This window comes from Gordonia amarae NBRC 15530, assembly GCF_000241345.1.
GTDB classification, from domain to species: Bacteria; Actinomycetota; Actinomycetes; order Mycobacteriales; family Mycobacteriaceae; genus Gordonia; species Gordonia amarae.
In genome coordinates this window covers 63,079-88,344 of sequence record NZ_BAED01000045.1, presented here as the reverse complement: position 1 = coordinate 88,344, position 25,266 = coordinate 63,079, and the positions used below count along the sequence as shown (strand labels likewise).

Annotated in this window: 26 protein-coding genes; 11 read left to right on the top strand and 15 right to left on the bottom strand. The window is 67.8% G+C overall.

Going from position 1 to position 25,266, the window contains the following annotated elements:
* Nucleotides 1-50 precede the first annotated feature (50 nt).
* Nucleotides 51-569 carry a DUF4188 domain-containing protein gene (locus GOAMR_RS12265; protein WP_005187860.1) on the top strand — a complete coding sequence of 173 codons (519 nt, stop codon included), beginning with the start codon at nucleotides 51-53 and terminating at the stop codon, nucleotides 567-569.
* Between the two features lie 33 nt (nucleotides 570-602).
* On the opposite strand, the gene GOAMR_RS12260 is transcribed toward GOAMR_RS12265, so the two are convergent.
* The 7 genes from GOAMR_RS12260 to GOAMR_RS12230 all read right to left on the bottom strand — a co-directional run bounded on the left by GOAMR_RS12260 (nucleotide 603) and on the right by GOAMR_RS12230 (nucleotide 4,782).
* Nucleotides 603-1,253 (bottom strand): dihydrofolate reductase family protein, encoded by a 651-nt coding sequence (locus tag GOAMR_RS12260; protein ID WP_005187858.1) that lies wholly within the window; start codon nucleotides 1,251-1,253, stop codon nucleotides 603-605.
* An 8-nt stretch (nucleotides 1,254-1,261) separates the two neighbouring features.
* The gene (locus tag GOAMR_RS12255) at nucleotides 1,262-1,753 is read right to left on the bottom strand and encodes an SRPBCC family protein (protein ID WP_005187856.1); all 492 of its coding nucleotides are present in this window, start codon (nucleotides 1,751-1,753) and stop codon (nucleotides 1,262-1,264) included.
* Entirely contained in the window at nucleotides 1,746-2,099 is a 354-nt protein-coding gene (locus GOAMR_RS12250; protein ID WP_040515107.1) for an ArsR/SmtB family transcription factor, read from the bottom strand. Before GOAMR_RS12250 ends, GOAMR_RS12255 begins: the two co-directional genes overlap by 8 nt.
* Before the next feature lie 51 nt (nucleotides 2,100-2,150).
* Entirely contained in the window at nucleotides 2,151-3,527 is a 1,377-nt protein-coding gene (locus GOAMR_RS12245; protein ID WP_005187851.1) for an FAD-binding oxidoreductase, read from the bottom strand.
* A gap of 8 nt (nucleotides 3,528-3,535) precedes the next feature.
* Entirely contained in the window at nucleotides 3,536-4,186 is a 651-nt protein-coding gene (locus GOAMR_RS12240; RefSeq protein WP_005187849.1) for an SDR family oxidoreductase, read from the bottom strand.
* An 85-nt stretch (nucleotides 4,187-4,271) separates the two neighbouring features.
* On the bottom strand, nucleotides 4,272-4,535 hold the full coding sequence (locus GOAMR_RS12235; RefSeq protein ID WP_005187845.1) for a GlsB/YeaQ/YmgE family stress response membrane protein: 264 nt from the start codon (nucleotides 4,533-4,535) through the stop codon (nucleotides 4,272-4,274).
* A gap of 55 nt (nucleotides 4,536-4,590) precedes the next feature.
* Entirely contained in the window at nucleotides 4,591-4,782 is a 192-nt protein-coding gene (locus tag GOAMR_RS12230) for a hypothetical protein (RefSeq protein ID WP_005187842.1), read from the bottom strand.
* Between the two features lie 99 nt (nucleotides 4,783-4,881).
* Here GOAMR_RS12230 and GOAMR_RS12225 point away from each other — a divergent pair, with 99 nt between their 5' ends.
* Entirely contained in the window at nucleotides 4,882-6,054 is a 1,173-nt protein-coding gene (locus GOAMR_RS12225) for an aminotransferase class I/II-fold pyridoxal phosphate-dependent enzyme (RefSeq protein WP_005187840.1), read from the top strand.
* Between the two features lie 313 nt (nucleotides 6,055-6,367).
* On the opposite strand, the gene GOAMR_RS12220 is transcribed toward GOAMR_RS12225, so the two are convergent.
* The 3 genes from GOAMR_RS12220 to GOAMR_RS12215 are packed head-to-tail and all read right to left on the bottom strand — an operon-like array spanning nucleotide 6,368 to nucleotide 8,357.
* Nucleotides 6,368-7,639 (bottom strand): polysaccharide pyruvyl transferase family protein, encoded by a 1,272-nt coding sequence (locus GOAMR_RS12220; RefSeq protein ID WP_005187837.1) that lies wholly within the window; start codon nucleotides 7,637-7,639, stop codon nucleotides 6,368-6,370.
* A gap of 41 nt (nucleotides 7,640-7,680) precedes the next feature.
* Entirely contained in the window at nucleotides 7,681-7,812 is a 132-nt protein-coding gene (locus GOAMR_RS25755) for a hypothetical protein (RefSeq protein WP_259064113.1), read from the bottom strand.
* On the bottom strand, nucleotides 7,809-8,357 hold the full coding sequence (locus GOAMR_RS12215) for a TetR/AcrR family transcriptional regulator (protein ID WP_244427397.1): 549 nt from the start codon (nucleotides 8,355-8,357) through the stop codon (nucleotides 7,809-7,811). Before GOAMR_RS12215 ends, GOAMR_RS25755 begins: the two co-directional genes overlap by 4 nt.
* 283 nt (nucleotides 8,358-8,640) lie before the next feature.
* Between GOAMR_RS12215 and GOAMR_RS12210 the strand changes: the two genes are divergently transcribed.
* Nucleotides 8,641-10,422 (top strand): acyl-CoA dehydrogenase, encoded by a 1,782-nt coding sequence (locus GOAMR_RS12210; protein WP_005187833.1) that lies wholly within the window; start codon nucleotides 8,641-8,643, stop codon nucleotides 10,420-10,422.
* A 45-nt stretch (nucleotides 10,423-10,467) separates the two neighbouring features.
* Nucleotides 10,468-11,229, top strand: a complete 762-nt coding sequence (locus GOAMR_RS12205; RefSeq protein ID WP_005187832.1) for an SDR family NAD(P)-dependent oxidoreductase — start codon at nucleotides 10,468-10,470, stop codon at nucleotides 11,227-11,229.
* 86 nt (nucleotides 11,230-11,315) lie between these two features.
* On the opposite strand, the gene GOAMR_RS12200 is transcribed toward GOAMR_RS12205, so the two are convergent.
* The 3 genes from GOAMR_RS12200 to GOAMR_RS12190 are packed head-to-tail and all read right to left on the bottom strand — an operon-like array spanning nucleotide 11,316 to nucleotide 16,489.
* Nucleotides 11,316-12,749 (bottom strand): hypothetical protein, encoded by a 1,434-nt coding sequence (locus GOAMR_RS12200; RefSeq protein ID WP_005187831.1) that lies wholly within the window; start codon nucleotides 12,747-12,749, stop codon nucleotides 11,316-11,318.
* Nucleotides 12,750-12,753: 4 nt separating this feature from the next.
* Nucleotides 12,754-14,073: an outer membrane protein assembly factor BamB family protein gene (locus tag GOAMR_RS12195; protein ID WP_083836944.1), complete on the bottom strand. Its 1,320-nt coding sequence runs from the start codon at nucleotides 14,071-14,073 to the stop codon at nucleotides 12,754-12,756.
* 13 nt (nucleotides 14,074-14,086) lie between these two features.
* The gene (locus tag GOAMR_RS12190) at nucleotides 14,087-16,489 is read right to left on the bottom strand and encodes an outer membrane protein assembly factor BamB family protein (RefSeq protein WP_040515130.1); all 2,403 of its coding nucleotides are present in this window, start codon (nucleotides 16,487-16,489) and stop codon (nucleotides 14,087-14,089) included.
* A gap of 143 nt (nucleotides 16,490-16,632) precedes the next feature.
* Between GOAMR_RS12190 and GOAMR_RS12185 the strand changes: the two genes are divergently transcribed.
* Nucleotides 16,633-17,151 (top strand): PH domain-containing protein, encoded by a 519-nt coding sequence (locus GOAMR_RS12185; protein ID WP_005187827.1) that lies wholly within the window; start codon nucleotides 16,633-16,635, stop codon nucleotides 17,149-17,151.
* Nucleotides 17,138-18,688: a PH domain-containing protein gene (locus tag GOAMR_RS12180; protein ID WP_005187825.1), complete on the top strand. Its 1,551-nt coding sequence runs from the start codon at nucleotides 17,138-17,140 to the stop codon at nucleotides 18,686-18,688. Before GOAMR_RS12185 ends, GOAMR_RS12180 begins: the two co-directional genes overlap by 14 nt.
* On the opposite strand, the gene GOAMR_RS12175 is transcribed toward GOAMR_RS12180, so the two are convergent.
* Nucleotides 18,652-19,290 carry a TetR/AcrR family transcriptional regulator gene (locus GOAMR_RS12175; protein WP_005187823.1) on the bottom strand — a complete coding sequence of 213 codons (639 nt, stop codon included), beginning with the start codon at nucleotides 19,288-19,290 and terminating at the stop codon, nucleotides 18,652-18,654. The two genes, GOAMR_RS12180 and GOAMR_RS12175, sit on opposite strands and share 37 nt — an antisense overlap.
* Nucleotides 19,291-19,397: 107 nt before the next feature.
* The gene (locus GOAMR_RS12170; protein ID WP_005187820.1) at nucleotides 19,398-19,943 is read right to left on the bottom strand and encodes an NUDIX hydrolase; all 546 of its coding nucleotides are present in this window, start codon (nucleotides 19,941-19,943) and stop codon (nucleotides 19,398-19,400) included.
* 106 nt (nucleotides 19,944-20,049) lie between these two features.
* Between GOAMR_RS12170 and GOAMR_RS12165 the strand changes: the two genes are divergently transcribed.
* The 5 genes from GOAMR_RS12165 to rsgA all read left to right on the top strand — a co-directional run bounded on the left by GOAMR_RS12165 (nucleotide 20,050) and on the right by rsgA (nucleotide 25,203).
* Complete coding sequence (locus GOAMR_RS12165) at nucleotides 20,050-21,735, top strand: nucleobase:cation symporter-2 family protein (protein WP_005187817.1); 1,686 nt, start codon at nucleotides 20,050-20,052, stop codon at nucleotides 21,733-21,735.
* A 133-nt stretch (nucleotides 21,736-21,868) separates the two neighbouring features.
* Nucleotides 21,869-22,090, top strand: a complete 222-nt coding sequence (locus GOAMR_RS12160; RefSeq protein WP_005187814.1) for a hypothetical protein — start codon at nucleotides 21,869-21,871, stop codon at nucleotides 22,088-22,090.
* A gap of 4 nt (nucleotides 22,091-22,094) precedes the next feature.
* Nucleotides 22,095-22,478 carry a VOC family protein gene (locus GOAMR_RS12155; RefSeq protein ID WP_005187811.1) on the top strand — a complete coding sequence of 128 codons (384 nt, stop codon included), beginning with the start codon at nucleotides 22,095-22,097 and terminating at the stop codon, nucleotides 22,476-22,478.
* 30 nt (nucleotides 22,479-22,508) lie between these two features.
* Complete coding sequence (aroA, locus tag GOAMR_RS12150; RefSeq protein WP_005187808.1) at nucleotides 22,509-23,774, top strand: 3-phosphoshikimate 1-carboxyvinyltransferase; 1,266 nt, start codon at nucleotides 22,509-22,511, stop codon at nucleotides 23,772-23,774.
* 364 nt (nucleotides 23,775-24,138) lie between these two features.
* Nucleotides 24,139-25,203, top strand: a complete 1,065-nt coding sequence (gene rsgA, locus GOAMR_RS12145) for a ribosome small subunit-dependent GTPase A (protein WP_040515103.1) — start codon at nucleotides 24,139-24,141, stop codon at nucleotides 25,201-25,203.
* Nucleotides 25,204-25,266 lie beyond the last annotated feature (63 nt).

Genomic DNA, 25,266 nt, shown 5'->3' with positions numbered 1-25,266 from the left:
TCGTTTCATAACACTGTTATGAAACGATGCCGCCGATCCCAGGAGTTCCGATGCCCAGACCCACCGCCATCCGCATGACCAATGAACCACCACCCGCAGGGACCGCTCTGTTCCTCATCGGCATGAAGGTCACCAAACCGTGGCACCTGCGCGCCTGGCTGTCGGTATTCATCGCGATGCCGCGCATGCTGCGGTACCTGCAAGCACATCCCGAAGCCGGCATGCTGTCGGCCCGGCTGTGTGCAAGTCCCGACGCCTCGTTCAGCGTCGTCTCCTACTGGCGTTCGGCCACCGACCTCCAGCGGTTCGCCGCCGACCCCGACGCCCCACACCTTCCGGCCTGGCGCTGGTTCACCAAGATCTACGCAGACCGCGACAAAGTCGGCATCTGGCACGAGACATACGTGATCGGCGACCACGAGGCCATCAGCTCGGGCATGCCTCCGTACGGCCTGACAGCGGCAGTGGGCGCGCGGCCCATCGAGCCCGGCACCCGCACGGCGGCCGGCAGGCTCCGGCAAAGCACCCATCCCCGACCACCGACCGCCGATACCCAAGAACCGGGATAGAAGCCGGCACCAGGTCACGCCGCGAGGGTGGAGTCAACGGCGGGAGAACATCAGGTGGATGACGCCGCTCGGCGAGATCACCGATTCGATGGCGAATCGTTCCTCGAGTCCTTCGAGGCCGTCCCAGAGCCGCTCCCCGCGGCCGAGGAAGACCGGCGCGACGGAGATGTGCATCTCGTCGATCAGGTCGGCCCGCAGGAACTCGCGCACAGTCGTCACCCCGCCGCCGATGCGGATGTCGAGGCCGCCGGCGAGTTCGCGGGCCAGGGCGAGCGCTTCGGCCGGCTCTCCGTTGAGAAAGTGGAAGGTGGTGCCGCCTTCCATCTCCAGCGGCGGCCGCGGATGGTGGGTGAGTACGACGACCGGTGTATGGAAGGGCGGTGTGTCACCCCACCAACCCTTCCAGTCATCGTCGGGCCACGGCCCCGGCTTGGGCGCGAACTTGTTGCGACCCATGATCTCCGCGCCGATCCCGGTGTTCCAGCGGCTCGCGAACGCCTCGTCGATGCCGGTGGTGCCGGGCTGTTCGCCATGAAAGCCCATGTCGGTGAAGGTGCGGGTGGGAAAGGCCCAGTCCAGGAGCCGGGTGCCGGCGTGGCCGAACGGCGCCTCGCGGGTCTGGCCGTCGCCAGTGCCGAAGCCGTCGAGCGAGACGGCGAAGTTGTGGACCCGAACACGGGACATGGCTACTCCTACTGCTTGTGGGTGGTGGTTACGACATGGGCCGCGAGACGACTCAGCGTCTGTCGCCCGCCTTCGACGGCGTGGAATCTCGCGACCGCCTGGTCACGGAGCTCCACCGTGGGGAATACGTTGCGCAGCACGATCCGGGTCCGGTCCCCCACCGACTCAAAGGTGAAAGTCTCCTCGAAGGCGTCCGGGTCGTCACGAAAACCGCCGTGCTCCATAACGATCCGGCGGGGCCGATCGATGACCCGCCAGCGGACCCAGTTCGGGTAGTGGGTGCCGTCGGGTCCGTGCATCACGAAGTCCCATTCACCGCCGACCCGGAAGTCGAAAGACTTCGTCGTCGTGGTGAATCCGTTGGGCCCGAACCACATCGACAGGTGCCGGACCTCGGTGAAGGCCTCGAACACGATGTCGGGCGCGGCGTCGATGTCGTGGCTGACCACGGTCTCCCTGTCGGCGGTGCCGGTCTCCGCGGTGCCGGAGGTGTCAGTCACTGTATTGTCCTTTGCCTCGTGTCCGGTCCAATTCACGGACATAGTCGTTGAGCCTGTCGAAGCTCTCGTTCCAGAACTGCTCGAAGCCGCCCAGCCACTCCTTGACGGGCAGCAGTCCCGCCGGGTCCAGCTCGTACAGCCGTTGTTTGCCGTCGACCCGCACGTGCACCAGGCCGACCTCACGCAGGACCCGCAGATGTTTGGATGCCTGCGGTTGCGTCATCTCCAGCTCGAGCGCCAACTCGCCGACCGCATGCTCACCCCGCCGCAGGTGCAGCAGGATCTCGCGGCGCTGCGGTTCGGCGATCGCATTGAACACATCGGACGTGGTCGACGCTCGTGCCATGACCACATCATATTCCGATATGAGAAAATGTCCAGCGGCATTCGGAACAGCTCAGCCGAAGAGGACCCCGGGGTTGAGCAGGCCGTGGGGGTCGAGAGCGGTTTTGAGGGTGCGCATCAGGTCGATGTCGACGTCGCTGCGGCCCAGCCTGATCCACGCGGCCTTGGCGCGGCCGATGCCGTGTTCGGCGGAGATGCTGCCACCGAGATCGGTGACGACGGCGAACACCGCCTCGGTGACGCGGTGCACATCGGCGGCGGGGACGTCGAGGTAATTGGCGTGGATGTTGCCGTCGCCGACATGCCCGAACAGGATGGGACGGCACTCGACGCCGAGGTCGCCGGGGACGGCATGCAGCCGGTCGAAGGCCTCGGGCAGTGCCCTGATCGGTACGGACACATCGAGTTTCACCACCGGTGTGGTGGTGGACCGGGCGATGGCCTCGGTGTGGTTCTCGCGGGCGGCCCAGAGGGCTTGTGCCGGACCGGGTTCGGCGACGGCGTCGAGTACCCCGTCGATACCCTCGATCGCGGCCAACAGTTCTTCGTCGACCGCACCCGCACCGGATACCTCGAAAACGAACTCGAACGGTGCGGGCTGTGCGACGGGTCTGCGGGCGCCGTGGGCGTGGACGAGGTCGACACCGGCCTCGGTCATGATCTCGGCGGCCTCGACGACCAGCCCACGCCGCGACGCGGCGGCGATCAGTTCGGTGGCGGCGGCCACCCGGTCGAGGGCCACCACCGCGACGGTCGTCGCCTCAGGCGGGGTGACCAGGGAGAACAGCACTTTGGTGATCACCGCCAGGGTGCCTTCGCTGCCGGTGAGCAGGCCGGGCAGGTCGTAGCCGACGTTGTCCTTGATCAGCGGTGACCAGCGGCGCAGGATGCGGCCGTCGGCGAGGACCGCCTCGATGCCGAGTACCTGGCTGCGGGTGTTGCCGTGACGGATCATCCGGATGCCGCCCGCGTTGGTGGCCACCACCCCACCGGCGGTGGCAGATTCGCGGGCCGCGAGGTCCACCCCGAACCGCAGACCGTGCGCGGCGGCGTGCCGGTCGACGGCGTCGAGGGTGGCACCTGCCTGCGCACCGACGCTGCGGCCGATCACGTCGACGTCGTCGAGGCCGGTCATCCGGGCGGTGCTCAGCAGGATGGTGAGCCGGGTGGGCGCGTCACCGGCGGCGGGCGGGATGGACCCGCCGACGAGACCGGTGTTGCCGCCCTGCACGCACAGCGAGATGCCCTCGGCGGCACACAGCGTGACGACCGCGGCCACCTCGTCGGTGGTACGGGGACGGACGACAGCGTCGGCGGCTCCGGTCCATCTGCCCGTCCAGTCGGTGAGATACCCGGCGAGGGTGCCGGCGTCGGTGAGCACGTGCGGGGCACCGACGATGCCGGCGAGGCGGTCCGGGAGGCTCGGCATCGCGAGTTCTACCGGCCGATGGCCTCGGCGATCGGCACGGGCCCGTCGTTGAACTCGATGACCTGGTGCGCGGTGGCCGGTGCGGCGAGTACCGCCGCCGCGACCTGCGCGACGTTGTCGCGGCTCACCGAACCCTTCGCCGTTCCGCCCGCACCCACCTCGATGGTGCCGGTGCCGGGGTCGTCGGTGAGCCGGGACGGCCCGAGGATCGTCCAGTCCAGGTCGGCGGCCTTGAGGTGGGTGTCGGCGGCGGCCTTGGCCTCGGCGTACGGGAAGAACGAATTTCCGGGGTCGACGCCGTGATCGGGTCCGGCGCCGAAGTACGACACCATCACGTAGCGGCGTACCCCTGCCGCCTGCACGGCGTCGATGGTGCGGATGGCGGCGTCACGATCGACGGCGTACGTGCGGGGCGGGTTGCCACCGCCCGCCCCGGCGGAGAACACGATCGCGTCGTGGCCGCCGAGCAGTTCGGTGAGGATGTCGGTGTCGAGGTTCTCGATGTCGGCGACGGCCGGGGCGGCGCCGGTGGCCGCCACCTCGTCGGTGTGGTCGGGGTTGCGGAAGATCGAGGTCACCGCATCGCCGCGCGCGGTGAGGATGCGTGCCAGGCGCAGCGCGATCTTGCCGTGCCCGCCGATGATGGCGATCGAAGTCATGTGTCTGCTCTCGTGTGGTGACATGGCCTTTCACCACACTAGCCCCGGATCACACCAGCCCCGGCCGGTCCGGGCGACGGGCGGGCTAACGCCCGGTTCGGGCTCCGACGAGTCTGCCGATCCACAGCACCAGACACGCGCCGGCGAGGCAGGTGACGAAGCTGAAGATCATGCCACCGCCCTCGACGTCGACGCCGATCAGTTTGAGCAGGAAACCACCGATCAGGCCGCCGATGATGCCGAAGACGATGTTGAGGACCAGGCCGTTCTTGTCGTCCATGATCTTGCCCGCGATCCATCCGGCGAGCCCGCCGATGATGATCCAGCCGAAAAATCCCAATGCCAGCATGACTACCTACCTCCAAGAGTTCGGTTACCCCGATGCCGAGTCGGTTACCCCGATGCTACTGACCGGACTTCCCGAAAAGCATGAATCCGCCATACAGGGCGAGTCCGACGAGCGCCACCCAGAACAGGGCCTTGAGGATCGGGACGAGCAGCGCGCACGCGATGAGGATGACGGCGATGATGGCCAGGATCTTCCAGAAGCCCAGGCCACGGCCGGTGGACGGGTTGAATTGCGTTGATGTGTTCATGACTCCACCATGCCCGCGCCGCGCCGGTGACAACACCCTGAGAGACGGGTTTGGGGGATAAATCAGGGTGGCGCCCCGACTCCTGACAGAATCACCGCCATGAGGACCTCCACCCGCGCCGCATCGATGCGCCCGTTCTATGCCATGGAATACGGCATGCGCGCGGCCGAACTGAGAGCCGAGGGTCACGACGTGATCCGGCTCAATATCGGCGAACCCGACTTCGGTGCGCCGCCGCAGTTCCTGGCCGCTGCCCGGGACCTGTGCAACGGGAGGCCGCTCCCCTACACCGGCGCGCTCGGACTGCGGAGTGTGCGGGAGGCGATCGCGGGCTTCTATTCGGAGCATTTCCGGTGCGAGGTTCCGGCGCGCCGGGTGGTGGTGACCTCGGGAGCGTCGGCGGCGCTGCTGCTGGCGTGTGCGGCGCTCGTCGACCCGGGCGACGAGGTGCTGATCGCCGACCCGTCGTATCCGTGCAACCGGCAGTTCGCCGAGAGTTTCGGCGCCACGGTGCGGTTGATCGAAACCACCGCGGCCGAGAGGTTCCAGCTCACCGCTGACTCGGTGGCGGCGGCGTGGACGGAGTCGACGCGCGGGGTGATGGTGGCGACGCCGTCCAATCCGACGGGGACGACGGTGCCGGCGGACGAATTGGCCGCGATCTGCGATGTCGCCCGCTCGCGCGACGGCTGGCGGATCGTCGACGAGATCTACCTCGGCCTCGCCGACTCCGACGGCACCCATCCGACGCTGCCGCCGCGCAGTGTGCTCGCGTCCGACCCGGATGCGATTGTGATCAACAGTTTTTCGAAGTACTTCGGTCTCACCGGCTGGCGCCTGGGCTGGGCGATCGTGCCCGACGAACTCGTCGACGTCATCGAGCGGCTGGCGCAGAACTACTACATCTGCCCGGCCACCCCGTCGCAGCTCGCCTCACTCGCCTGCTTTACCCCGGAAGCGCTGGCCGAGGCCGAATCCCGGCGCACCGAGTTCCGGGAACGCCGCGCGTTGGCCCTCGACGCGCTGGCGGCGATCGGCATGGACGTCCCGGTGGTTCCCGACGGCGCGTTCTACGTCTACATCGACGTCTCGTCCACCGGTATGACCGCCTCGCAGTTCTGCGACCGCGCCCTGAACGAAGCCCACGTGGCACTCACCCCGGGTAAGGATTTCGGCGACGCCGGTGCCGAACAGTTTGTCCGCCTGTCCTACTCGGTGGGCAAATCCGAACTCGCCGAAGGTATCTCCCGGCTCTCCCGGTTCACCCGTTGAGAGCCTGGCGTCACCGGACCCTTCGAGACGCTCGCTCGTTCCTCGCATCGCCCTCAGGGATCAAGAAGCGTCCCCACCCCGAAACCGGGCGACACCACAGCGAACCACCCTCTTGAACCCCACACCCCGGCGACGCCACGACGAACCACCATCTTGATCCCTGAAGCCGAAGCAAACCAGGAGAAACCTCCCCCGAAACCGCAGCCCAAACACGCCACCATCTTGATCCCTGAGGCCGAAGCGACGAAGGAGCGAGGGTCTCGAAGGGTCCGGCGACCTTTCGGCGCATGAGCGGACCACCTAAAACCGGAGACTACCCGCGAATCCGCTTGCGGCCGTACAGCTCCGCGGCCAGTGCCCGTTTGGCGTCAACGGCGCGGACCCTGTCGACGGCGGTGAAACCGCCGGCCCGCGGGCGGTCCGGGATCTGTTCGGGATCGTCGACGATGGTCCAGCGCGACCCGATGTCGGCGAGCGAGGCGTGTTTGGTGGCGTAGTAGTCGGGCCGGGGCACCAGTGCGACACCGGAATCGCCCGCGGCGGCGGCGATCAGGTGCGGGTGAAAGCGGGTGCTGATCCAGGTGTCACCACGTCCGGCGGGCAGTCCGCGCCGCCAGATGTCCAGGAACGACACCGACGTCGAACCCTCCAGCCGATCGGCCAGTTTCACCGGCACTGTCATGTCCTTGCCCGGGATACCCTCGACCACGGTGACCGCGGACCCGGGCACCTCCCAGGCGTCGAGGGTGCGGCGCACCACCTCGGCGAGGGCGTCGACACCGGTCTGCCCGAACGCCGCGAAGTCCTCGGTGAGGTCGGCCTGGATGCACAGCGTCACCCCACCGGGGACCGGCTTGGGCCGCCGGGTCAGCAGCCGTCGGTCGCCCCACGCGAGCCAGGCGTCGTCGCCACCGAGCCGTGCGTCGTCGCCGAGGGCCGCCGCCGAGGCCGTATCCCGCACGTCGAACACGGTGAACGCGGACGCTGCCTCGCGCAGCGCCGCCAGGGCGGGCTCGCCGACCGTCGGGATCAGCCCGAGCCCCGTCGCGTACGCGGGTGCCCCGGTCGACCGGGCCAGCGCGGCCGCCGCCGCCACCAGCGACACCTGATACGGCCACACCTTGTTGACGTAACCACCGCCGAGCAGATGCACCGACGACGCCCGCCGGAACAGGTCCACACCCTCGGCCAGGCCGGGCGCATGGCCGAATTCCGTTGCCGCCGAGGCAACCCACTCCCACGGCTTCTCCGGGTCGAGGCCGTCGGTGCCGGTCACGTCTCCCGCCAATCCGCCCGCGTGCACGGTGAGCTTCCAGACGGTGTCGACGAAGAGCGCCCGTGGATGAACACCCCGGAAGAGCAGCGCCGCCTGCCCTGGTGAATGGCAGTCGAGCACCACGGTGGCCCGAGGCCGCTCCTTGGCGAGGTACCGCAGCCAGGCCCGCGCGATCAGTTCGTCGCCGTAGTTGGGATAGCCCGACGGCGCGATCAGGTAGATGATCTCCCGCCTGCGCAGCTTCTCCACGAGGTCGGGGTCACGCAGCTTCTCCACGACCCCGGCCGGGTCCACTCCCCTGATCTGCATGCTGCGACTCTACCGGCCGCAACGGCCTGCGCGGCGGTACCCTACGGGGCGACACCCAGCGCGGTGAACGCCGTGCTGCGGGCCGCTTCGGCTGCCCGCGACGGAGATTCACCAGCATAGCGGGCGATCTCGCGGGTGAGGAAGGTGGATGTTGTGGGGGTGGACGTGCTCACGTCACCATGCGCAGCACGAGGTCGGCGTAGGCGGTGCCGAGTGCGTCAGGGTCGGAGTGGGTGCGGCTGGGGAACCAGCGGCACACGTCGACGCAGAGGGAGGAGATGGCCAGCACCGCGTCGTCGGGATTGTCGACGGTGAAGTCGCCGCTCTGAATACCTTCGAGGACAATGCCTTCGATGATGGCAACGGTGTCGCGGCGCATCCGGGCGACCACCCGGAAATGCTCCGGGGCCAGGGCGTGCATCTCGTACTGCACCACCTTGGCGTGTTCGTGGTGGCGGGCCTGCCAACCGGCGAACGCCGCGACCACCGCACGCAGCCGCGGCCCGGGACCGTCTCCGGATGCCGCCGCATCGACCGAACGCAGTTCGGCAAGGATCTGGCCGTGCCCGTCGACGGCGATCGCGAACAGCAGTTCCTCTTTCGACTTGTAGTGCGGATACATGGCGGCCGGGCTCAGGTTCAGGTGTTTGGCGATCTGCCGGGTCGACGTACCGCCGAATCCGTCGCGGGCGAACATCTCCACCGCCGCCCGGCGCATCCGGGCCGCAGCCGCCGAGTCCGACACGTAAGGGGCCGGATACCCCTCTGCGCCAAACTTTTCTGCGCCAACCTTCTCTGCGCCATACCCACCTGCGACGTCATCCGCCTCGCTCTGCCGCATGGCACCTCTCTCAGCCGAACCGCACGTGCGCACCTGTGACCGGGTCGCTGATTGACCAGAGCCCCGCGTGAGGTGCATCATAAGCAAGTGCTCATTTTATGAGCGATCGCTTAGTTGAGCAATACCGCCGATAACGCATCTACGCCCAGAGGAGACCTTGATGGCCGACCCCATCTCCCGCCGCGACCTCGACTTCCAGCTCTACGAATGGCTCGACGTCGAGCAGCTCACCAAGTTCGAGCGCTACGCCGATCACTCGAAGGACACCTTCGACGCCGTCCTCGACCTGGCCCAGGACATCGCGATCAAGAAGTACGCGCCGTTCAACAAGCTCCTCGACCAGAACGAGCCGTACGTGGGTGAGGACGGCAAAGTCGTGCTTCCCGACGTCACCGCCGAAGGCGTGCGCGAATTCCTCGCGGCCGGGCTGATCGCCGGCCCGTTCGGTGAGGAGCTCGACGGCGGCAGCCTGCCCGCCACCGTCCACCAGGCGGCGATGACCTGGTTCCAGGCCGCCAATCCCGCGATGTCGTCGTACACCTTCCTGACCGTCGGCAACGCCAACCTGCTGGCCACCTACGGCACCCCCGACCAGATCGACACCTGGGTCAAGCCGATGCTGGAGGGCCGGTACTTCGGCACCATGTGCCTGTCCGAACCGGGCGCCGGATCGTCGCTGTCGGACATCACCACCAAGGCCACCCCCGTCGGTGACGGCACCTACCGGGTCACCGGCACCAAGATGTGGATCTCGGCCGGCGACCACGAACTCGGCGAGAACATCGTGCACCTGGTGCTCGCCAAGGCCCCGGGCGGCGGTCCCGGCGTCAAGGGCATCTCACTGTTCATCGTGCCCAAATTCCTGGAGGACGGCACCCGCAACGACGTCGCACTGGTGGGCCTGAACCACAAGATGGGTCAGCGCGGCACCACCAACACCCTGCTCAACTTCGGTGACGGCACCTTCCCTGTCGGCGACGATCAGGGCGCCGTCGGCTACCTCGTGGGCGAGGAGCACAAGGGCCTGTTCTACATGTTCCACATGATGAACGAGGCTCGGATCGGTGTCGGATTCCTCGCCACCGCAATCGGTTACGCCGGCTACCTGCAGTCGGTGGAGTACGCCAAGACCCGTCTGCAGGGCCGCCCCGTCGATGCCAAGGATCCCGCGTCCAAGCCGGTCGCGATCATCGACCATCCCGACGTCAAGCGGATGCTGCTGGCGCAGAAGTCGTACGTGGAAGGTGGTCTCGCGCTGGGCCTGTGGTCGTCGACCCTGGTCGACCGTGCCGCCACCGCGACCGACGAAGACGAACGTGCCCGCGCCGCACTGCTCCTCGACGTCATCACCCCGATCAGCAAGAGCTGGCCGTCGCAGTGGTGCCTGACCGCCAACGATCTGGCGATCCAGGTGCACGGCGGCTACGGGTACACCAAGGAATTCGACGTCGAGCAGTGCTACCGCGACAACCGGCTCAACCCGATCCATGAGGGCACGCACGGCGTGCAGGCCATCGACCTGCTGGGCCGCAAATTCGTCATGAAGGGCGGCGCCGGTCTGCAGGTGCTGATCGAGACCCTCACCGAGACCATCGACCGCGCCACCGCCGCCGGCGGCACCGCCGCCGAGTACGCCGCCACGCTGCGCCCGTACGTCGAGCGCATCCCCGCCACCGTCATGACCGTGTGGGCCGACGGCGACCCGGCCGTCGCCCTGGCCAACGCCACCGCGTTCCTGGAGGCCGCCGGCCACACCGTCCTGGCCTGGCTGTGGCTGGAGCAGTTCCTCGCCGCGGCGGGCAAAGACGGCGATTTCTACGACGGCAAGCGGGCCGCGACGCAATACTTCTTCACGTACGAGCTGCCCAAGACCGGCCCGATGTTCGATCTCGTCGCCGCCAAGGACCGCACCACCATCGACACCCCGTCCGACTGGTTCTGATAACCCCGGATACGCCCGCTTAACCACGAAAGGTCAACCGACACAATGTCAATCATGGACAGGTTCTCGCTCACCGACAAGGTCGTGATCGTGACCGGCGCGTCGTCGGGTCTCGGCGTCGCGTTCGCGAAGGGCTTCGCCGAGGCGGGCGCCGACGTGGTGCTGGCCGCCCGGCGCCTGGAGAAACTCACCGACACCGCCAAGCTCGTCGAGGCCGCCGGCCGCAAGGCGCTGTGTGTGCAGACCGACGTGTCCGATCCCGCACAGTGCCAGGCCGCCGTCGACGCCGCGATGGCCGAGTTCGGCAAGGTCGACGTGCTGGTCAACAACGCCGGTGTGGGCACCGCGGTGCCGGCCACCCGCGAAACCCCCGAGCAGTTCCGTCAGGTCGTCGACCTGAATCTGAACGGCAGCTACTGGATGGCGCAGGCGTGCGGCAAGGTGATGCAGCCGGGCAGCGCCATCGTCAACATCTCCAGCGTCCTGGGCATCACCACCGCCGGTCTGCCGCAGGCCGCGTACGCCGCCAGCAAGGCGGGCGTGATCGGCCTGACCCGCGACCTGGCCCAGCAGTGGGGAGCTCGGAAGGGTATCCGCGTCAACTCGATCGCGCCCGGCTTCTTCAAGAGCGAGATGACCGACAACTACCCGCCGACCTATCTCCAGGAGCAGAACGACCGGATCGTGTTGCACCGCATCGGAGATCCCGAGGAGCTCGCCGCCACCGCGGTGTGGCTGGCCTCGGACGCCGCCGGCTACGTCGTCGGCCAGACCATCCCGGTCGACGGCGGTATCACCATCAACTGATCCGGAGAATCCTGGCGATATAGCGTTCCGCGAGGGCATAGTGCCCTCGCGGAACGCTGTTTTCCCGGAAAGTCGCGGGCAGGCCGTCAGGCGTCGGGACGGAAGTAGGTGAGGTAGTGCTTGGTCCGCAGCACAAAACCCGCACCGGCCCGGTACAGCGAGCCCGGACCCGAGTAGTCCGGGTCGCCGGTACCCGCGGGCACGGCCCATGCCTGCCTGCCCGTGGCCACATCGAGCGCAGCCACCTTGTTCTCATCCAGCCAGATGATCCGTTCACCGTCGGTGACCCATTCACGAGAGGACAACGTCTCGTGGATCTGCGGCCACAGGTTGTGTCCACCGTCCAACGTGTACCCGGTCATCACGTTGCTCGTCGCGTCGACGCATTGCGCGCAGGACGGATACGAGACGAGCGCCTTGTCTCCGATCGCCTCGATTGTGAGGCCGTACGCCAGTTCGTCGGGAACCGTGCCGGCCGACGGCCAGGCGGGTTGCCCGGAATCGAAGGCGGTCACCACGGTGCCGACGCGATACGGTGCATCGCCGCCGGCAGTCCCGGCGACCCCGACCCCAGCGAAGCCCGAAGTCACCGAATCATGTTTTCGGATAAGCTTTCCCGAGGTGTCGTAGATGAGCAGTTCTCGGGGCGAACGCGGTTCGCTGCCACGGCAACTGGTCGCGATCAGCCCCTGGCCCGGCCGGTGCTGTACGTTCGCCAGTCGTTCGTCGGTGATGAGGCTTCCGTCGGAACTGCGCACCACCGTCTGGCCGGCGTCGTTACCGACGCTGATGAAGTCAGTTCCGGCCTCGAAGTACAGGGAGTCGCCGGTGCCGAAACACCGCGATCGCGCCGAGTGGGAGACCGTCCAATGCGCCGACAGGTCAGTGACCGTTCCGGCCACGATTATCGTGGCCGGATTGCCGGTCTCTCCCGCGCCGTATCCGGCGACGATCACCCGGTCACCCAGAACCCGGACTCCCCGGATACTGCCCACCACGATCGACGACGGACGTGGCAGTGTCCGTTCGATGGTCCCGTCAGCCACCCGGATCATCGCTACCTCGTCGCCGGCGCCCCCGGACGGTGTACCGATCACGCAGGGCAGCAACCCGTCGATCGTCGCTGACGCACACGTTCGCGGGTCACCCTTTGCGCGCCAGCGGATCTCACCGGTCGCGACGTCGATCGCCACCATCGAAGGCAGTTCTCCGGCCGATTCGCTGTCGACCACCCCGACGATGACGGTGTCGATCAGGTCGATGACCTGAGGGCCACTGCGGTCGTAGCTGAACCCGTTGCCGAACTCGGGTGCGGCCAGGCCCTCTGGTGCGGCGTCCTTCACGGGTACACGCCAGTCGATCGTCGGCTGGTGCGCGAACAGCGACCGGACCTGCTTCTGCGCCAGGACGGTCGGACGGCTGTCGGCCGAATCGGATGTGGACCGCCAGACAATCATTGCCACAACGGCGAACAGAACCACGACGAGCGTCGCGAGAAGCGCTTTCATGAGTTTCGGCACGGACTCACCTCCATCCGTATCCGGCGATCGCGGCACCGTTGACGGTCACCATCCGCCCACCGGACAAGAACGACTTGCTGGAGGTGTCCTGCTCCGCATCCGGGAGCGTCCAGAGTCGGGTGCCGGTGCTCGTATCGACGCACACCAGGCCTTCTTTGCTGTGCCGGAACACGAGGCGCCGGCCGTCGGACATCGGTGAGGAGAAGGAGCCGTACGACCTCAGGCCACCGATGTGCCACAACTGCTTGCCGTCATGCAACGACAATCCCACCAGCGATGCCCCGTCGTCGGTGAGGACCACCACCACATCGCCGACGATCCCGACCACCTGCTGCGTGGTCAGCGGGTCGGTCAGCAGGACCGGCGAGAACCAGATCTCCTTGCGTGCCGCCAGATCGACGACGCCGCCGGTGGTGGGAATGATCGCGATCTGCCGTTCCGCCGACGTCCCGAATGTCCGGGGAAACGTCATCGGGTGCGGGCTCGCGAACCGCATCTCGCCGGAATCGGTGTACACCACAGCTTCGATCGCATTCGATTCCACGAATCCGCCACCCGGCAGAGCCGAAAAGCATCCGGTCGACGATGCCGGCCGCGGTTGCCCGCCTTTCGAATCGAACACGATGCTCGAGGTGGCCCGGACCGAACTCGAGCAGTAGGTGCCCACCGTCCCGTTGGACGTCCAACCGGTGTTCCCATCGATGATCGGGCCGACGATCCGCCGACTACCGGGTCCTGGTTCGTCGCCGAGATGCACGGCCATCACAGCGTCGGGCCTGCTGACCGAAACCAGTGTCGATCCCAGAGATACCGTCGAGTCGTAACCGTCGTCGGGCTGGGCGAAGGACGCGTTCTTCTTCCCGGTCCTCGTGTCGAGGACGTCGACGTCACCGATGTGGGCGCACGCGATGCGATGGTTCGTCAGTAGCGGACTACAGCCGTGGCCCTGAGTGTCCGCCTGCCATCTGATGGCACCGTCGCGGGCATTGATCCCGACCGTCTTCCTTCCGTCGTCACCGACGGTGGCAGCCCCGGCGGCGATCACGATTCCGCCGTCCTCGATGTATCCCGTGGGTTCTTGAGCGCCCCATTTCGTTTTCGGGTCGAGCCACATACCTACGTGCGCCTCTGCCGCGCTCACGCGCCACACCTGTTGCGGCGGTTCCGACAGGTCGTAGCCGCGGTAGTCGGAGTCCCCGTCGCCGCTAAGCCACGTATTACCAGATTGGTCATCCTTATCGACAACCGTGGTCACGACAACCACCACCGCGACGACGAGCAGTGCCACCCCGGAAAGCAGAGCCCACAACAACGTTCGTGACATTTTCACCGGTCACTCACCTCCAGTACCGGGTACTGTTGTCCGGTCCGGCCGTGGTGCTGACCAGTTTGGCGAAACAATGCTCGGGGTCGAAACCATTTGTACGGCACCATGAGTTGGCCGCAGCTGGACCTCGGAACGTCACCGTGGCCACGGTGACCCACCACGCCGTGTAGCTGAACACCGGCCACTGACCGCTGTCGAGGAGCCGGGCGTCATCGAATCTCAGCCGCAACGCCAGGAACTCATCGAGGATCGCGCAATCGTCCCAGGTCTTGCCGTCGGCGACGAGCCCGGGCCGTTTCGAGCTGAGCTGGGCGACCCACTTGTTGTTGAGAACGCGGGAGATGAACGCGCGATCGGAGTCCGACTGCATGCGCAATGCGGCCGAGCAACCCCGGCCACCGGTCGCCGACGACATCGGCACGGGAGTCGCCACATGCGGTTGCGAACTCTGAACATGGTTGCGCGGCAACGACTCCACAGTCTGCTGACCGGGATCGCAGTCGACCATGATGTTTCCTCCCGATCCGGCCTGACCGGATTCGGTGACGGCTATACCGCCCTGCGCCAGGGTGTCCGGCAGCCGCTGAAACGACCCGGAAGGGAACGTCAGGTCGACGGTGACGGAGTCATCACCCCGGTCCGAGGACAGCACCAGCGGATCGGTGCTGAAATCGAACGTGCCCGACGCGATCGCTCCGTTCCCGTCCGACAACGAGACCCGGGTCTGCCTGCCCGACAACAGATCCCCCTTCGGGCAGGTCGCGGTGACCTTCATCCGCACGCCGAGACCACCGGAGGAGGTCGTGAACTTCTCGGGGGTGAACTTCGGAGCGCTGCCGCACCGCGTCACGTATTTTCCACCCGACCCCCCGGATTTGGGTTTCGTTGTGCCACGGCCCGATCCGGGCGCAGATGCCCGGCCACCGGTGGGCGCGAATCCCGTGATGTGCTCGCGGGTACCGGCCACGAGCACCTCACCGAGCGCACTCACCGTCGGAGCCAGTGAATCCTGACCGGAAGAACCCGGTCCACCGAGGGCCGAGGCGGGCAGCGACCACACGTCGGCACCGGTTTCCAGGTCCACTGCTGTCAGCGCACCGTTCTCCGCGGGGAAGAGCAGGAGGCGGCCGTCGGTCACCACCGACGGCGCCGTCATCACCCACATCATCTTCCGGGACCATTTCGGCGCACCGGTCGAAGCGTCGGCAACGGTGAGCGTGGTGCCGCCGGATACGAGGGCCACGTACGGACCGGCGGCCAGCGGAACCTCGACCGCGCCGGGCGCGGCGGTGACCTGCCAGCCCAGGTCCGTACCGTCGACCGTCATAGGTCTCCCGCCGACGAATACCGCGTCACCGAACCTGCCGGAGCGCACGGCCGGTGCCGTGATACTCAATCCGGGAATATCGGTGACCGTGCCGTCCGGCCGCACCACCGCTACCGGCCCCAGCCCCCCGAGCGGCATGGTGAACGCCTGTGGGTCAGCGACATTCACCGCCAGGGAGCCGTCCGGCAGCGCACTCATCTGGTAGCTGCCCGGCCGGTCGAGGAGCAGTCGCCCATTGTCGGCTGAGTAGACCATGACACGTCCACCGGCCGTGCCGAACAGCTTTCCGGTGGCGATGACCCGCGTCGCGTCACCCGAACCGAAGCTCTGCCTCTCAGGCAGCCGGTATTGGCGATGCCATTCGATGCGCTCGGCGGTGACCTTGGTGAGCGACTCCGAACGGGCCTCGGTCTGATTGAACCCCCGCACGTAGGCGGCTTTTCCGTCGTAGGCGACGGTGAAACCTTTGCCCGGCAGCGTGTGTGACGCGACGGTCCGGCCGGTCCGGGTGTCGATGAAGTGCACCTGGGAACCACTGATGCACACGATCCGCGCACCGACGACCTCGTCGGAGCAGGCATCGACGGGATCGTCGTTCACCCAATGCGATCCGGTGACGGAGTCGACTCCGGCGATACGGCGTTCCCCGCCAGACCGCTGATTGATGACCAGCGTCAGGATCGTCCGGCCATCATGCACGGGACCGGGAGTCGCATAGATCGCGGCAAGCGGATTGGGAGATGCGAACGCCACCCCGCCCAGCTGAGCAGGGGTGAGAGTCCACGCCGCTTTCGGCACCGTCGGATATTCACGGGTGAGTTGTCCGGCGAGCGGTGGAGCGTCGTCGGATCTGGTGGTCCACCACATCACCCCTCCGACGACCGCGAGTGCGGCCACGCAAGCCACGGCGATCGCCGCGAACATCGGGGCGCGGGACCGCGGTGGTGGCGGGCGGTACCCGGGCGGACCCCCGTGAGCCGGATACGGCGCATACGCCTGCTGCGGGCCCGGATAGGGGTAGTTGCCCGGTGCGGCCGGTTGCCACTGCCCCGGCACCGCGTCGCTGTCCCCTGTCGAAGACGCCATGTCCACCATCCCGCCGGCCGATTCGTCACGCTCTGCAGGTGCCAGAAATACCCGACATGCCGGTATCTCACCTGCCGCAGCGTGGGGGGATCGTCTTTACGGGCGACAAAGGTTCGACCGTTCGGTCGGCATAATGGGGTGTGATGGAAATCGGACCGAACTCGTCGGCGTCCGCCCACCCGAGTCTGCGTGAACCGGTCAACCGGGTAGATCCGCGCGCCAAGAAGCTGTGGCGGATCGTTCCGCTGGCGTGCGGGGTTCCCGTGGTGATCGGTGCGCTGATCGCCCTGCCGTTCGCCGAAAACTATTGGTGGATACCGCTGCTCATCGTTGTCGCGGCGCTGCTCGCGCTCGTGTTCTACGTCGCGGTGGTACCCGCGTGGCGGTATCGCTTCCACCGCTGGGAGGTGTCCGACGACGCGGTGTACACCCAGTCCGGCTGGTTCTCCCGACATGCCGTGATCATCCCGATCGCCCGCATCCAGGTGGTCGACACCGAGGCCGGACCGCTGGAGCAATTGCTCAAGCTCGCGACGCTCACCGTGACCACCGCATCGTCGGCCGGCACCGTCAGAATCGTCGGACTCGACGCGGCCGTCGCCAAACAGACCGCCGCCGACCTCACCATCGCCACCGGAGGGCACACCGGTGACGCGACCTGACACTGCAACCCCCCGCGAGGACGAACCCGGCCAGTGGCATCGCCTCTCGCCCGGGATGATGGCGGTGCGGCCCGTTGAGCTGGCACCGCAGATCCTGCCCACCCTCGTCGGCATCTTTTTCGCCGCGCAGGCCGCACCGCTCATCGCGCTCGGTATCGGCATCGTCCTCGCCCCGCTGGTCACGGTGGTGCCGTGGCTGGCCACCACCTATCAGGTCACCGATCAGCATGTGCGGGTGCGCAGCGGCGTGCTCAACCGCAAGGTGGCCACCGCGCGACGCGACCGCATCCGCAGCGTGGAGACCACCGCCTCGCTCGTGCACCGGGTGCTCGGGCTGGAGAAGGTGACCATCGGCACCGGCAGTGACAAGGAATCGTCGAACGTGGTGCTGACCGCCGTCGGCAAGCAGTACGCCACCAGCCTGCGCGACTACCTGATGCCCACCGGAACCGCCACCGCGGCACCGGCCGACGGCCCCGACGTCGCCGAACCCGCACACGTCACCGAGGTCCTCGCCCGTTTCGAGCCGCGATGGTTGCGGTACTCGCCCTTCTCGATCCTCGGGATGGCCGCGGCCGCGGCGGTCTTCGGTTTCGGCGCGCAGTTCGCCGACGAGTTCGACCTCTACTCAGTGGTCGCCGATGCGGGTGTCGGCCTGTGGGACCGGGCAGGCGACGTTCCCGTCGCGGTCATCGTGGTCGTGGGTGTGGTCGGGATTGTCGCCGCGGGCGGTGTCCTGTCGGTTCTCGCCTACGTGCTCAGCTACTGGGGCTTCACGCTGTCGCGCCACGACGACGGCACGCTGCGGATGCGCCGCGGTCTGGTCACCACCACGTCGACGACGCTCGATGAGAACCGGATCCGCGGCGTGCACCTGCACGAACCGCTGCTGATGCGGCCGCTGCACGGGGCGCGGCTGCACGCGGTGGCCACCGGTGCGCAGAAACACCCGCTGCTGCTGCCGCCGGCCCCGCTCGAGGTGGTCGACCACGTCAGCGTCGCCGTATCCGGCGAGGGCGCCGACCTGCGCGGTCCGGTCACCGCGCACCCGGCCGCGGCCCGGCGCCGCCGGTTCACCCGCGCCGTCCCGGGTGCGCTGATCCTGTCGGTGGTGCCGATCGCCGGGTGGGCGCTGGGGTGGCCGTCGCTCGCGGCGGCCCTGAGCTGCGTCCTGGTGCTGGTGGCCGGCGGCGCGGCGCTCGCCGAGCTGCGCTATCGGAACCTGGGGCACCGGCTCACCGGCCGCAGTCTGGTGATCGGGGCGCCGACGACGGCCCGTCACCGCAACCTGCTGCACCGCGACGGCATCATCGGCTGGTCGGTGCGGTCCACCTGGTTCCAGCGTCGGCAGGGCCTGGTCACCCTGGTGGCGGCCAGCGCTGCGGGCCTGGAGGCCTACGGTGTCGTCGACATCGACGGCACCGACGCGAGCAGGCTCGCCGCGGCGATCTCCCCCACGCTCATCGAGCCGTTCCTCGCCCCGGACCCCCTGCCAGAGACTCAGAACTCGGCGGTGGCCAGGTACTCGCGCAGGTAGCCACGCAGGATCGTCTTGGCCTCCTCGATCAGGGCGTCGTCTCCCTCGGGGTCGGCGCGGAATGCCTCCTGCAGCATGGTGTCGGCCACGAGATGCGCCGACCTGGCGACGACGTCGAGCCGCGGCGTCTCCGCGATGCCCTGCTGCATCAGGATCTCGCGCAGCATCTGCGCCATGCGGCGTTTGTGTTCGCGGTCGGCGGCCTGTGTAGCGTCGGTCAGCGACCTGCTGAACCACAGCGCCCGGAAACCGTCCTCGGCGCGGTAGGCGTCGACGAAGGCGTCGAACAGTATGCCGACCGGGTCCGACCAGGTGCGTTGTCCTGCCGAGCGCAGCAGCTTGCGCATCCGGTTCTCCAGCCGATGCAGGTAGGTGTCGGCGAGGGTTTCGATGATGGCGTCGCGGTCGGGCAGGTACTGGTAGAGCGAGGCGACCGACACCCCGGCCTCCTGCGCCACACGGGTGGTGGTGAGCATCGGGGCGCCCTCGTTGACGAGGATGCGTTCGGCCGCGGCGAGCACCTGTAGCAGGCGTTCACGACTGCGGGTCTGCTGCGGGACGCGCCGCAGACCCTCCCAGTCCAGATCAAAGGCGTCGGTCATCGGGCCGGCTCCACTCCGTCGTGTCGGTCAGGTCCGGTGCGGTTCTGCCCTCCCGATCCCGCACCCCGGGATGGTCAAGTACCCTAACACCCGCCGAGAGACGCCGGTCACATGCCCCCGGACTCCGCCAGCGCCACAAGGAGCCTGTCGACGAACTCGGCCTGCGCGGGATTCAGTGCGGCTCGGGCCTTTTCGGGTTCCATCCATTCCGCGCGGTCGATCTCGGGGAAGCTCTGCATCCTCCCCGAACGGGGCGGCCACGGCATCTCGAAGGTGTTGCTGACGATCTCGGCCGGATCGAGATCCCCGCGTGCGGCGAACGCGACCACCGTCTTGCCGCCCGACTGGCGTACCTCGCCGAGTTCCAGATAGGGACCATCAGGTGCGGGTGCGCCGGTCTCCTCGGTGAACTCGCGGCGCGCGGCGTCGAGATCGGTCTCGGCCGGTTCGCCGTCGGAGTGTTCGACGAGGCCTTTCGGGATGGACCAGGCACCGGTGTCCTTGCGGGCCCACAACGGACCACCGGGATGCACGATCAGCAATTCCAGCTCACCGGAATCCCCCCGATCATCGGAACCACCACGGAACAACAGGATCCCGGCGCTGCGTTTCACCGTGCTCCGCGACTTCGCGGCCGGCGTTTTCGCGGTCATGGCATCCTATTGTGCCCGGGCACCGGGCAAGCGATATATCTTGCGGGAAACACCGACGTCATCTGGCGTCGGTCCAGCGGAAACAACCCCGCCGTACACCATTGGCATGGCTGTCCTCGATACGATCAAAAACGGCAAAGCGACCCCGCATCCCGTTGATGAGATCCCCCCGTTCATCAAACTTTTCCCGCTCGGTCTGCAACACGTGCTGGCCATGTACGCGGGCGCTGTCGCCGTCCCGCTCATCGTGGGCGGCGCGATGGTCAGCGCCGGCCAACTCGACGAGGGCGACATCGTCCACCTCATCATGGCCGACCTTTTCGTCGCCGGAATCGCCACGCTGATCCAGTCAGTGGGATTCTGGCGCTTCGGTGTGCGCCTGCCGCTGATGCAGGGGGTGACATTCGCGGCCGTCGGCCCGATGATCACCATCGGCACCAGTCACGGCATCACCGCCATCTACGGTGCGGTGATCGCCTCGGGCATCTTCATGATCGTGATGGCGCCGGTCATCGGCAAACTCGTCAGGTTCTTCCCGCCCCTGGTCACCGGCACCATCATCGTGATCATCGGCGTGTCGCTGATGCGGGTGGCTGCGGGCTGGTTCGGCGGCGGCACCGCCAAAGGCGAGGACTTCGGCGAACCCAAGGCCATCGCATTCGGTTTCGGCACCCTCGTCATCATCCTGGCCATCGAACGATTCGCCCCCGACTCGATCCGCCGCGTGTCGGTGCTGCTCGGCCTGATCATCGGCACCCTGATCTCGATCCCGTTCGGCATGCCCAACTGGGACGCCGTGGGTGAGAACGCGTGGGTGGGCATCCCGCAGCCGTTCCAGTTCGGCATGCCCGACTTCCAGTTCTCCGCGATCATCTCGATGATCATCGTCGCCATCGTGATCATGACCGAGACCACCGGCGACATCGTCGCCGTCGGCGAGATCGTCGACAAGAAGATCACCCCGCAGAAGCTCGCCGACGGTATGCGCGCCGACGGTTTGGGCACCGTCCTCGGCGGCGTGTTCAACACCTTCCCGTACACCGCCTTCGCCCAGAACGTGGGCCTGGTGGCCATCACCGGTGTCCGGACCCGGCACGTCGCATCGTGCGCCGGCATCATCCTGGTGATCTTCGGCCTGCTGCCCAAGATGGGCGCGATCGTCGAGGGCATCCCGCAGCCGGTGCTCGGCGGTGCCGGCGTTGCGCTCTTCGGCATGGTCGCCGCCAGCGGAGTCCGGACCCTGTCCAAGGTCAAGTTCAACAACACCAACATCCTGGTGGTGGCCATCTCGATCGGTATGGCGATGCTGACCGAGGCCAGCCTGTACTACACCGACCGCTCGGGCGGTTCGCCCGTCGACGTGAAACTGGATCTGTACCACCAATTCCCGGACTGGTTCCAGACCATCTTCCACTCGGGCATCTCGGCGGGCGCACTGTGTGCGATCGTGCTGAACCTGCTGCTCAACACGAAGTCAACCTCGCCCGATCCGGTGGATTACCACAACACCGGCGAGATCGACGTCGCGCCGTCGGCCTCGGACGCCCCGCGCGGCCCCGCCTTCGACCCGCGCGACGCGCTGCTCGCCGCCGACCCGGCGACCACCGAGGAAACGCTGCGGTACCTGGCGCAACGGGACGAGGGCCTGCACCCTTTCATCGTCACCAACCCGTCGGCGCCGAAGGATCTGTGCGACTGGATCAAGGGTCTCGGCGACCCTAAGGTGCTGCGGCTGTTCGAGAAATGGGACGGCTACACGCACGGCGACTTCTCCAAACGCGGCAGCGAGTAGCACCCGCATCCGACGGCGCCGCCACCGGTCTCTCCGGTGGCGGCGCCGTTCGCTGTGTCCACGGTTCTGGGCGCAACACACAGATAGCCTCAACGACACCGATCGCGCCGGTATCGCGCTTATCGTGGAAGGTATGTCCAGCACAGAGCATCCGCAGCCCGCTCCCGAACCCGACCCGGACGTCCCGCACACCTACGAACACGAGTCACCGTTCGCATTCGGCGACGCCAAGCCGATCGGCGAGACCGACCGCATCGCCCGGGAGAAGGCCATCTACGACGCGGCGCGGACCTCCGCGCCCATCGACCGCGGTCACGCCGTGGGCGGCAGCGGCGGCGTCACCGAGGGCCGGTGATCAGGTGGAGGTCCTGAGCAGCCGCGTCCTGCTGAGGTCCCCCGACCCCGTGCGGCTGCAACGGTTCTACCGCGACCAGCTCGGGCTCGCGGTGGCGCGCGAGTATCCGGGCGGGATCGTCTTCCACGCCGGTTCCGGCTTCATCGAGGTACCGGGGCATATGTCCACCGACCCGGTGGGCACCTCGGGTGCGTTGCTGTGGCTGCAGGTCCGCGACATCGCAGGCACCGAGAAACAACTCCGCGACGCGGGGGTGAGCGTGACGCGGGAACCGGTCACCGAACCGTGGGGCCTGATCGAGATGCACATCGCCGATCCCGACGGCCGCACCCTCATCGTCGTCGAGATCCCCGACGACCATCCGCTGCGGCGCGACCTGCGCACCTAGCCGGCTCCGGCGTGATGACAGACTGAACGCATGACTGTATGGCGTGCCCCCAGGGTCACCGGGCCGGTGACGGCGACCGTTGAGCTGCCCGGATCCAAGTCCATCACCAACCGAGCCCTGATCCTGGCGGCGCTGGCCAGCGGGCCGTCGACGGTGCGCGGGGTGCTGCGCAGCCGCGACACCGACCTGATGCTGGGCGCGCTGTCGGCGCTCGGGGTGGGCATCGAATCCGGGGATAACCCGACGACCGTCACCGTCACCCCCGCCTCGCTGCACGGGGCCGACGTGTACTGCGGCCTCGCCGGCACGGTGCTGCGGTTCCTGCCGCCGGTCGCGGCGTTCGCCGACGGACCGGTCCGCTTCGACGCCGACGAGCAGGCGCGGACGCGGCCGCAGTCGACCATCCTGGGCGCGCTGCGGGTGCTGGGGGTGGACGTCGACGGCGACACGCTGCCGTTCACGGTCAACGGCACCGGCCGGGCCACCGGTGGCGCGGTCACCATCGACGCGTCGGCGTCGTCGCAGTTCGTGTCGGGGCTGCTGCTGTCGGCGCCGCGGTTCGACGACGGCGTGACCGTGCACCACGTGGGCAAGCCGGTGCCATCGACACCGCATATCGACATGACCGTCGACATGCTCACCACGGCGGGGGTCTCGGTGGACACAGCAGAGGCCAACACCTGGCGCGTGGCGCCCGGGCCGATCAGGGCCGTCGACTGGGTGGTCGAGCCCGACCTGTCCAATGCGGCGGCGTTCCTGGCGGCCGCCGCGGCCACCGGCGGCACCGTCACCGTCCCGTACTGGCCCACCGTCACCACCCAGCCGGGCGCCCAGATCGCCGACGTCCTGCGCGACATGGGTTGCCAGGTAACACTGTCCGGCGGCAACCTGACGGTCACCGGGCCGGACCGGTTGTCCCCCGTCAGCATCGACCTGCACGACATCGGCGAGCTCACCCCGACGATCGCCGCGCTGGTCGCACTCGCCGACGGGGCGTCGGTGCTGTCGGGCATCGCCCATCTGCGCGGCCACGAGACCAACCGGCTCGAGGCCCTGGCCACCGAGATCAACCGGCTCGGCGGCAAGGTCACCGAAACCGACGACGGGCTGCGCATCGAATCCGCACCGCTGCACGGGGGACATTGGCTGTCCTACGCCGACCACCGTATGGCCACCGCAGGCGCACTCATCGGCCTGGTCACCGACGATGTCGACGTCGACGACATCGAGACCACCGCCAAGACCCTCCCTGACTTTCCCGCCATGTGGCAGCAGATGATCGCGGGCACCGCTTGATAGCTCCGAGCACCGTCACACAACCGTTGGGAGCCTCATCTCACCGGACCCTTCGTGACGCGGTCGGCTCGCAAGCTCGCGCGACCGCTCCTCAGGGATCAAGATGGCCGGTCGCGACCACCCCCCAGCACTCACGACGGCCGGTCGCGACCCTCCCTCAGGAATCACAATGGCTGGTCGCGACCGCTCCTCAGCACTCACGACGGCCGGCGGCGACCACCCCACAACAACCACAATGGCGGCTAGGGGCCCAGCCCACCATCTTGATCCCTGAGGCCGATGCGACGCGGGAGCGAGGGTCACGAAGGGTCCGGCGACCGTCCACACCTGACGCGACCACCTCGGCCCCGATGCGAGCCACCGCATGAGCAGGCGTCAACGCTCGGCGGCCAGCTACGACGAATCCGACGTCCGGGTACGCCCTGGGAAAGGATCGCGGCCCAGGACGAAAACCCGTCCGGCACATGATGATGCGGCCGATGCGATGGTGGTGTCGGTGGACCGGGGGCGCTGGGGGTGCGTCATCGACGGCGACCCGGACCGCCGAGTGGTGGCGATGCGCGCGCGCGAGCTGGGCCGGACGCCCGTCGTCGTCGGCGATCGGGTCGGGGTGGTGGGCGACCTGAGCGGCCGCAAGGACACCCTCGCCCGGATCGTGAAGGTGGCCGACCGGTCAACGGTATTGCGGCGCACCGCCGATGACACCGACCCGTTTGAGCGGATCGTCGTCGCCAACGCCGACCAATTGCTGATCGTCACGGCCCTCGCCGACCCGCCGCCGCGGACCGGTTTCGTCGAACGCGCGCTGGCCGCGGCCTATGTGGGCGGGTTGTCGCCGATCCTGTGCCTGACCAAATCGGATCTGGCGGACCCGGCCGAATTCGCCGCGGCCTTCGCCGATCTCGACCTTCCGGTGGTGATGGCCGGCCGCGACGACGACCTCGCCGAGGTCACCACGATACTGTCCGGGAAGATCACCGCTCTGATCGGCCATTCCGGCGTCGGCAAGTCGACCCTGGTGAATCGTCTTGTACCCGAAGCAGATCGGGCCACGGGTGCGGTGTCCGGCGTGGGCAAGGGCCGGCACACCTCGACCCAGTCGGTGGCCCTGCCGTTGCCCGGGGCGAGCGAAGCGACGGGGAAATGTGGCGGCTGGGTGGTCGACACCCCCGGAATCCGGTCGTTCGGCCTGGCGCATGTCGGACCCGACGATATCGTCGACGCCTTCGCCGATCTGCGCGACACCATCGACGAATGTCCGCGTGGCTGTACCCATCTCGGCCCGCCCGCCGACCCCGAGTGCGCCCTCGACTCGTTGTCGGGCCATTCGTTGCGGCGGGCGCTGGCTGTGCGCCAGTTGCTGATCGCGGTGACCTCGGGCGCACCCGCCACCGACGACGCCGAATCTCCTCCGCCAGTAACCGATTGACGTACCGGAACCGTCCCCTTCGATGGTTGAGGTGCGACGAGCCGCTAGGCGAGGAGCCTCGAA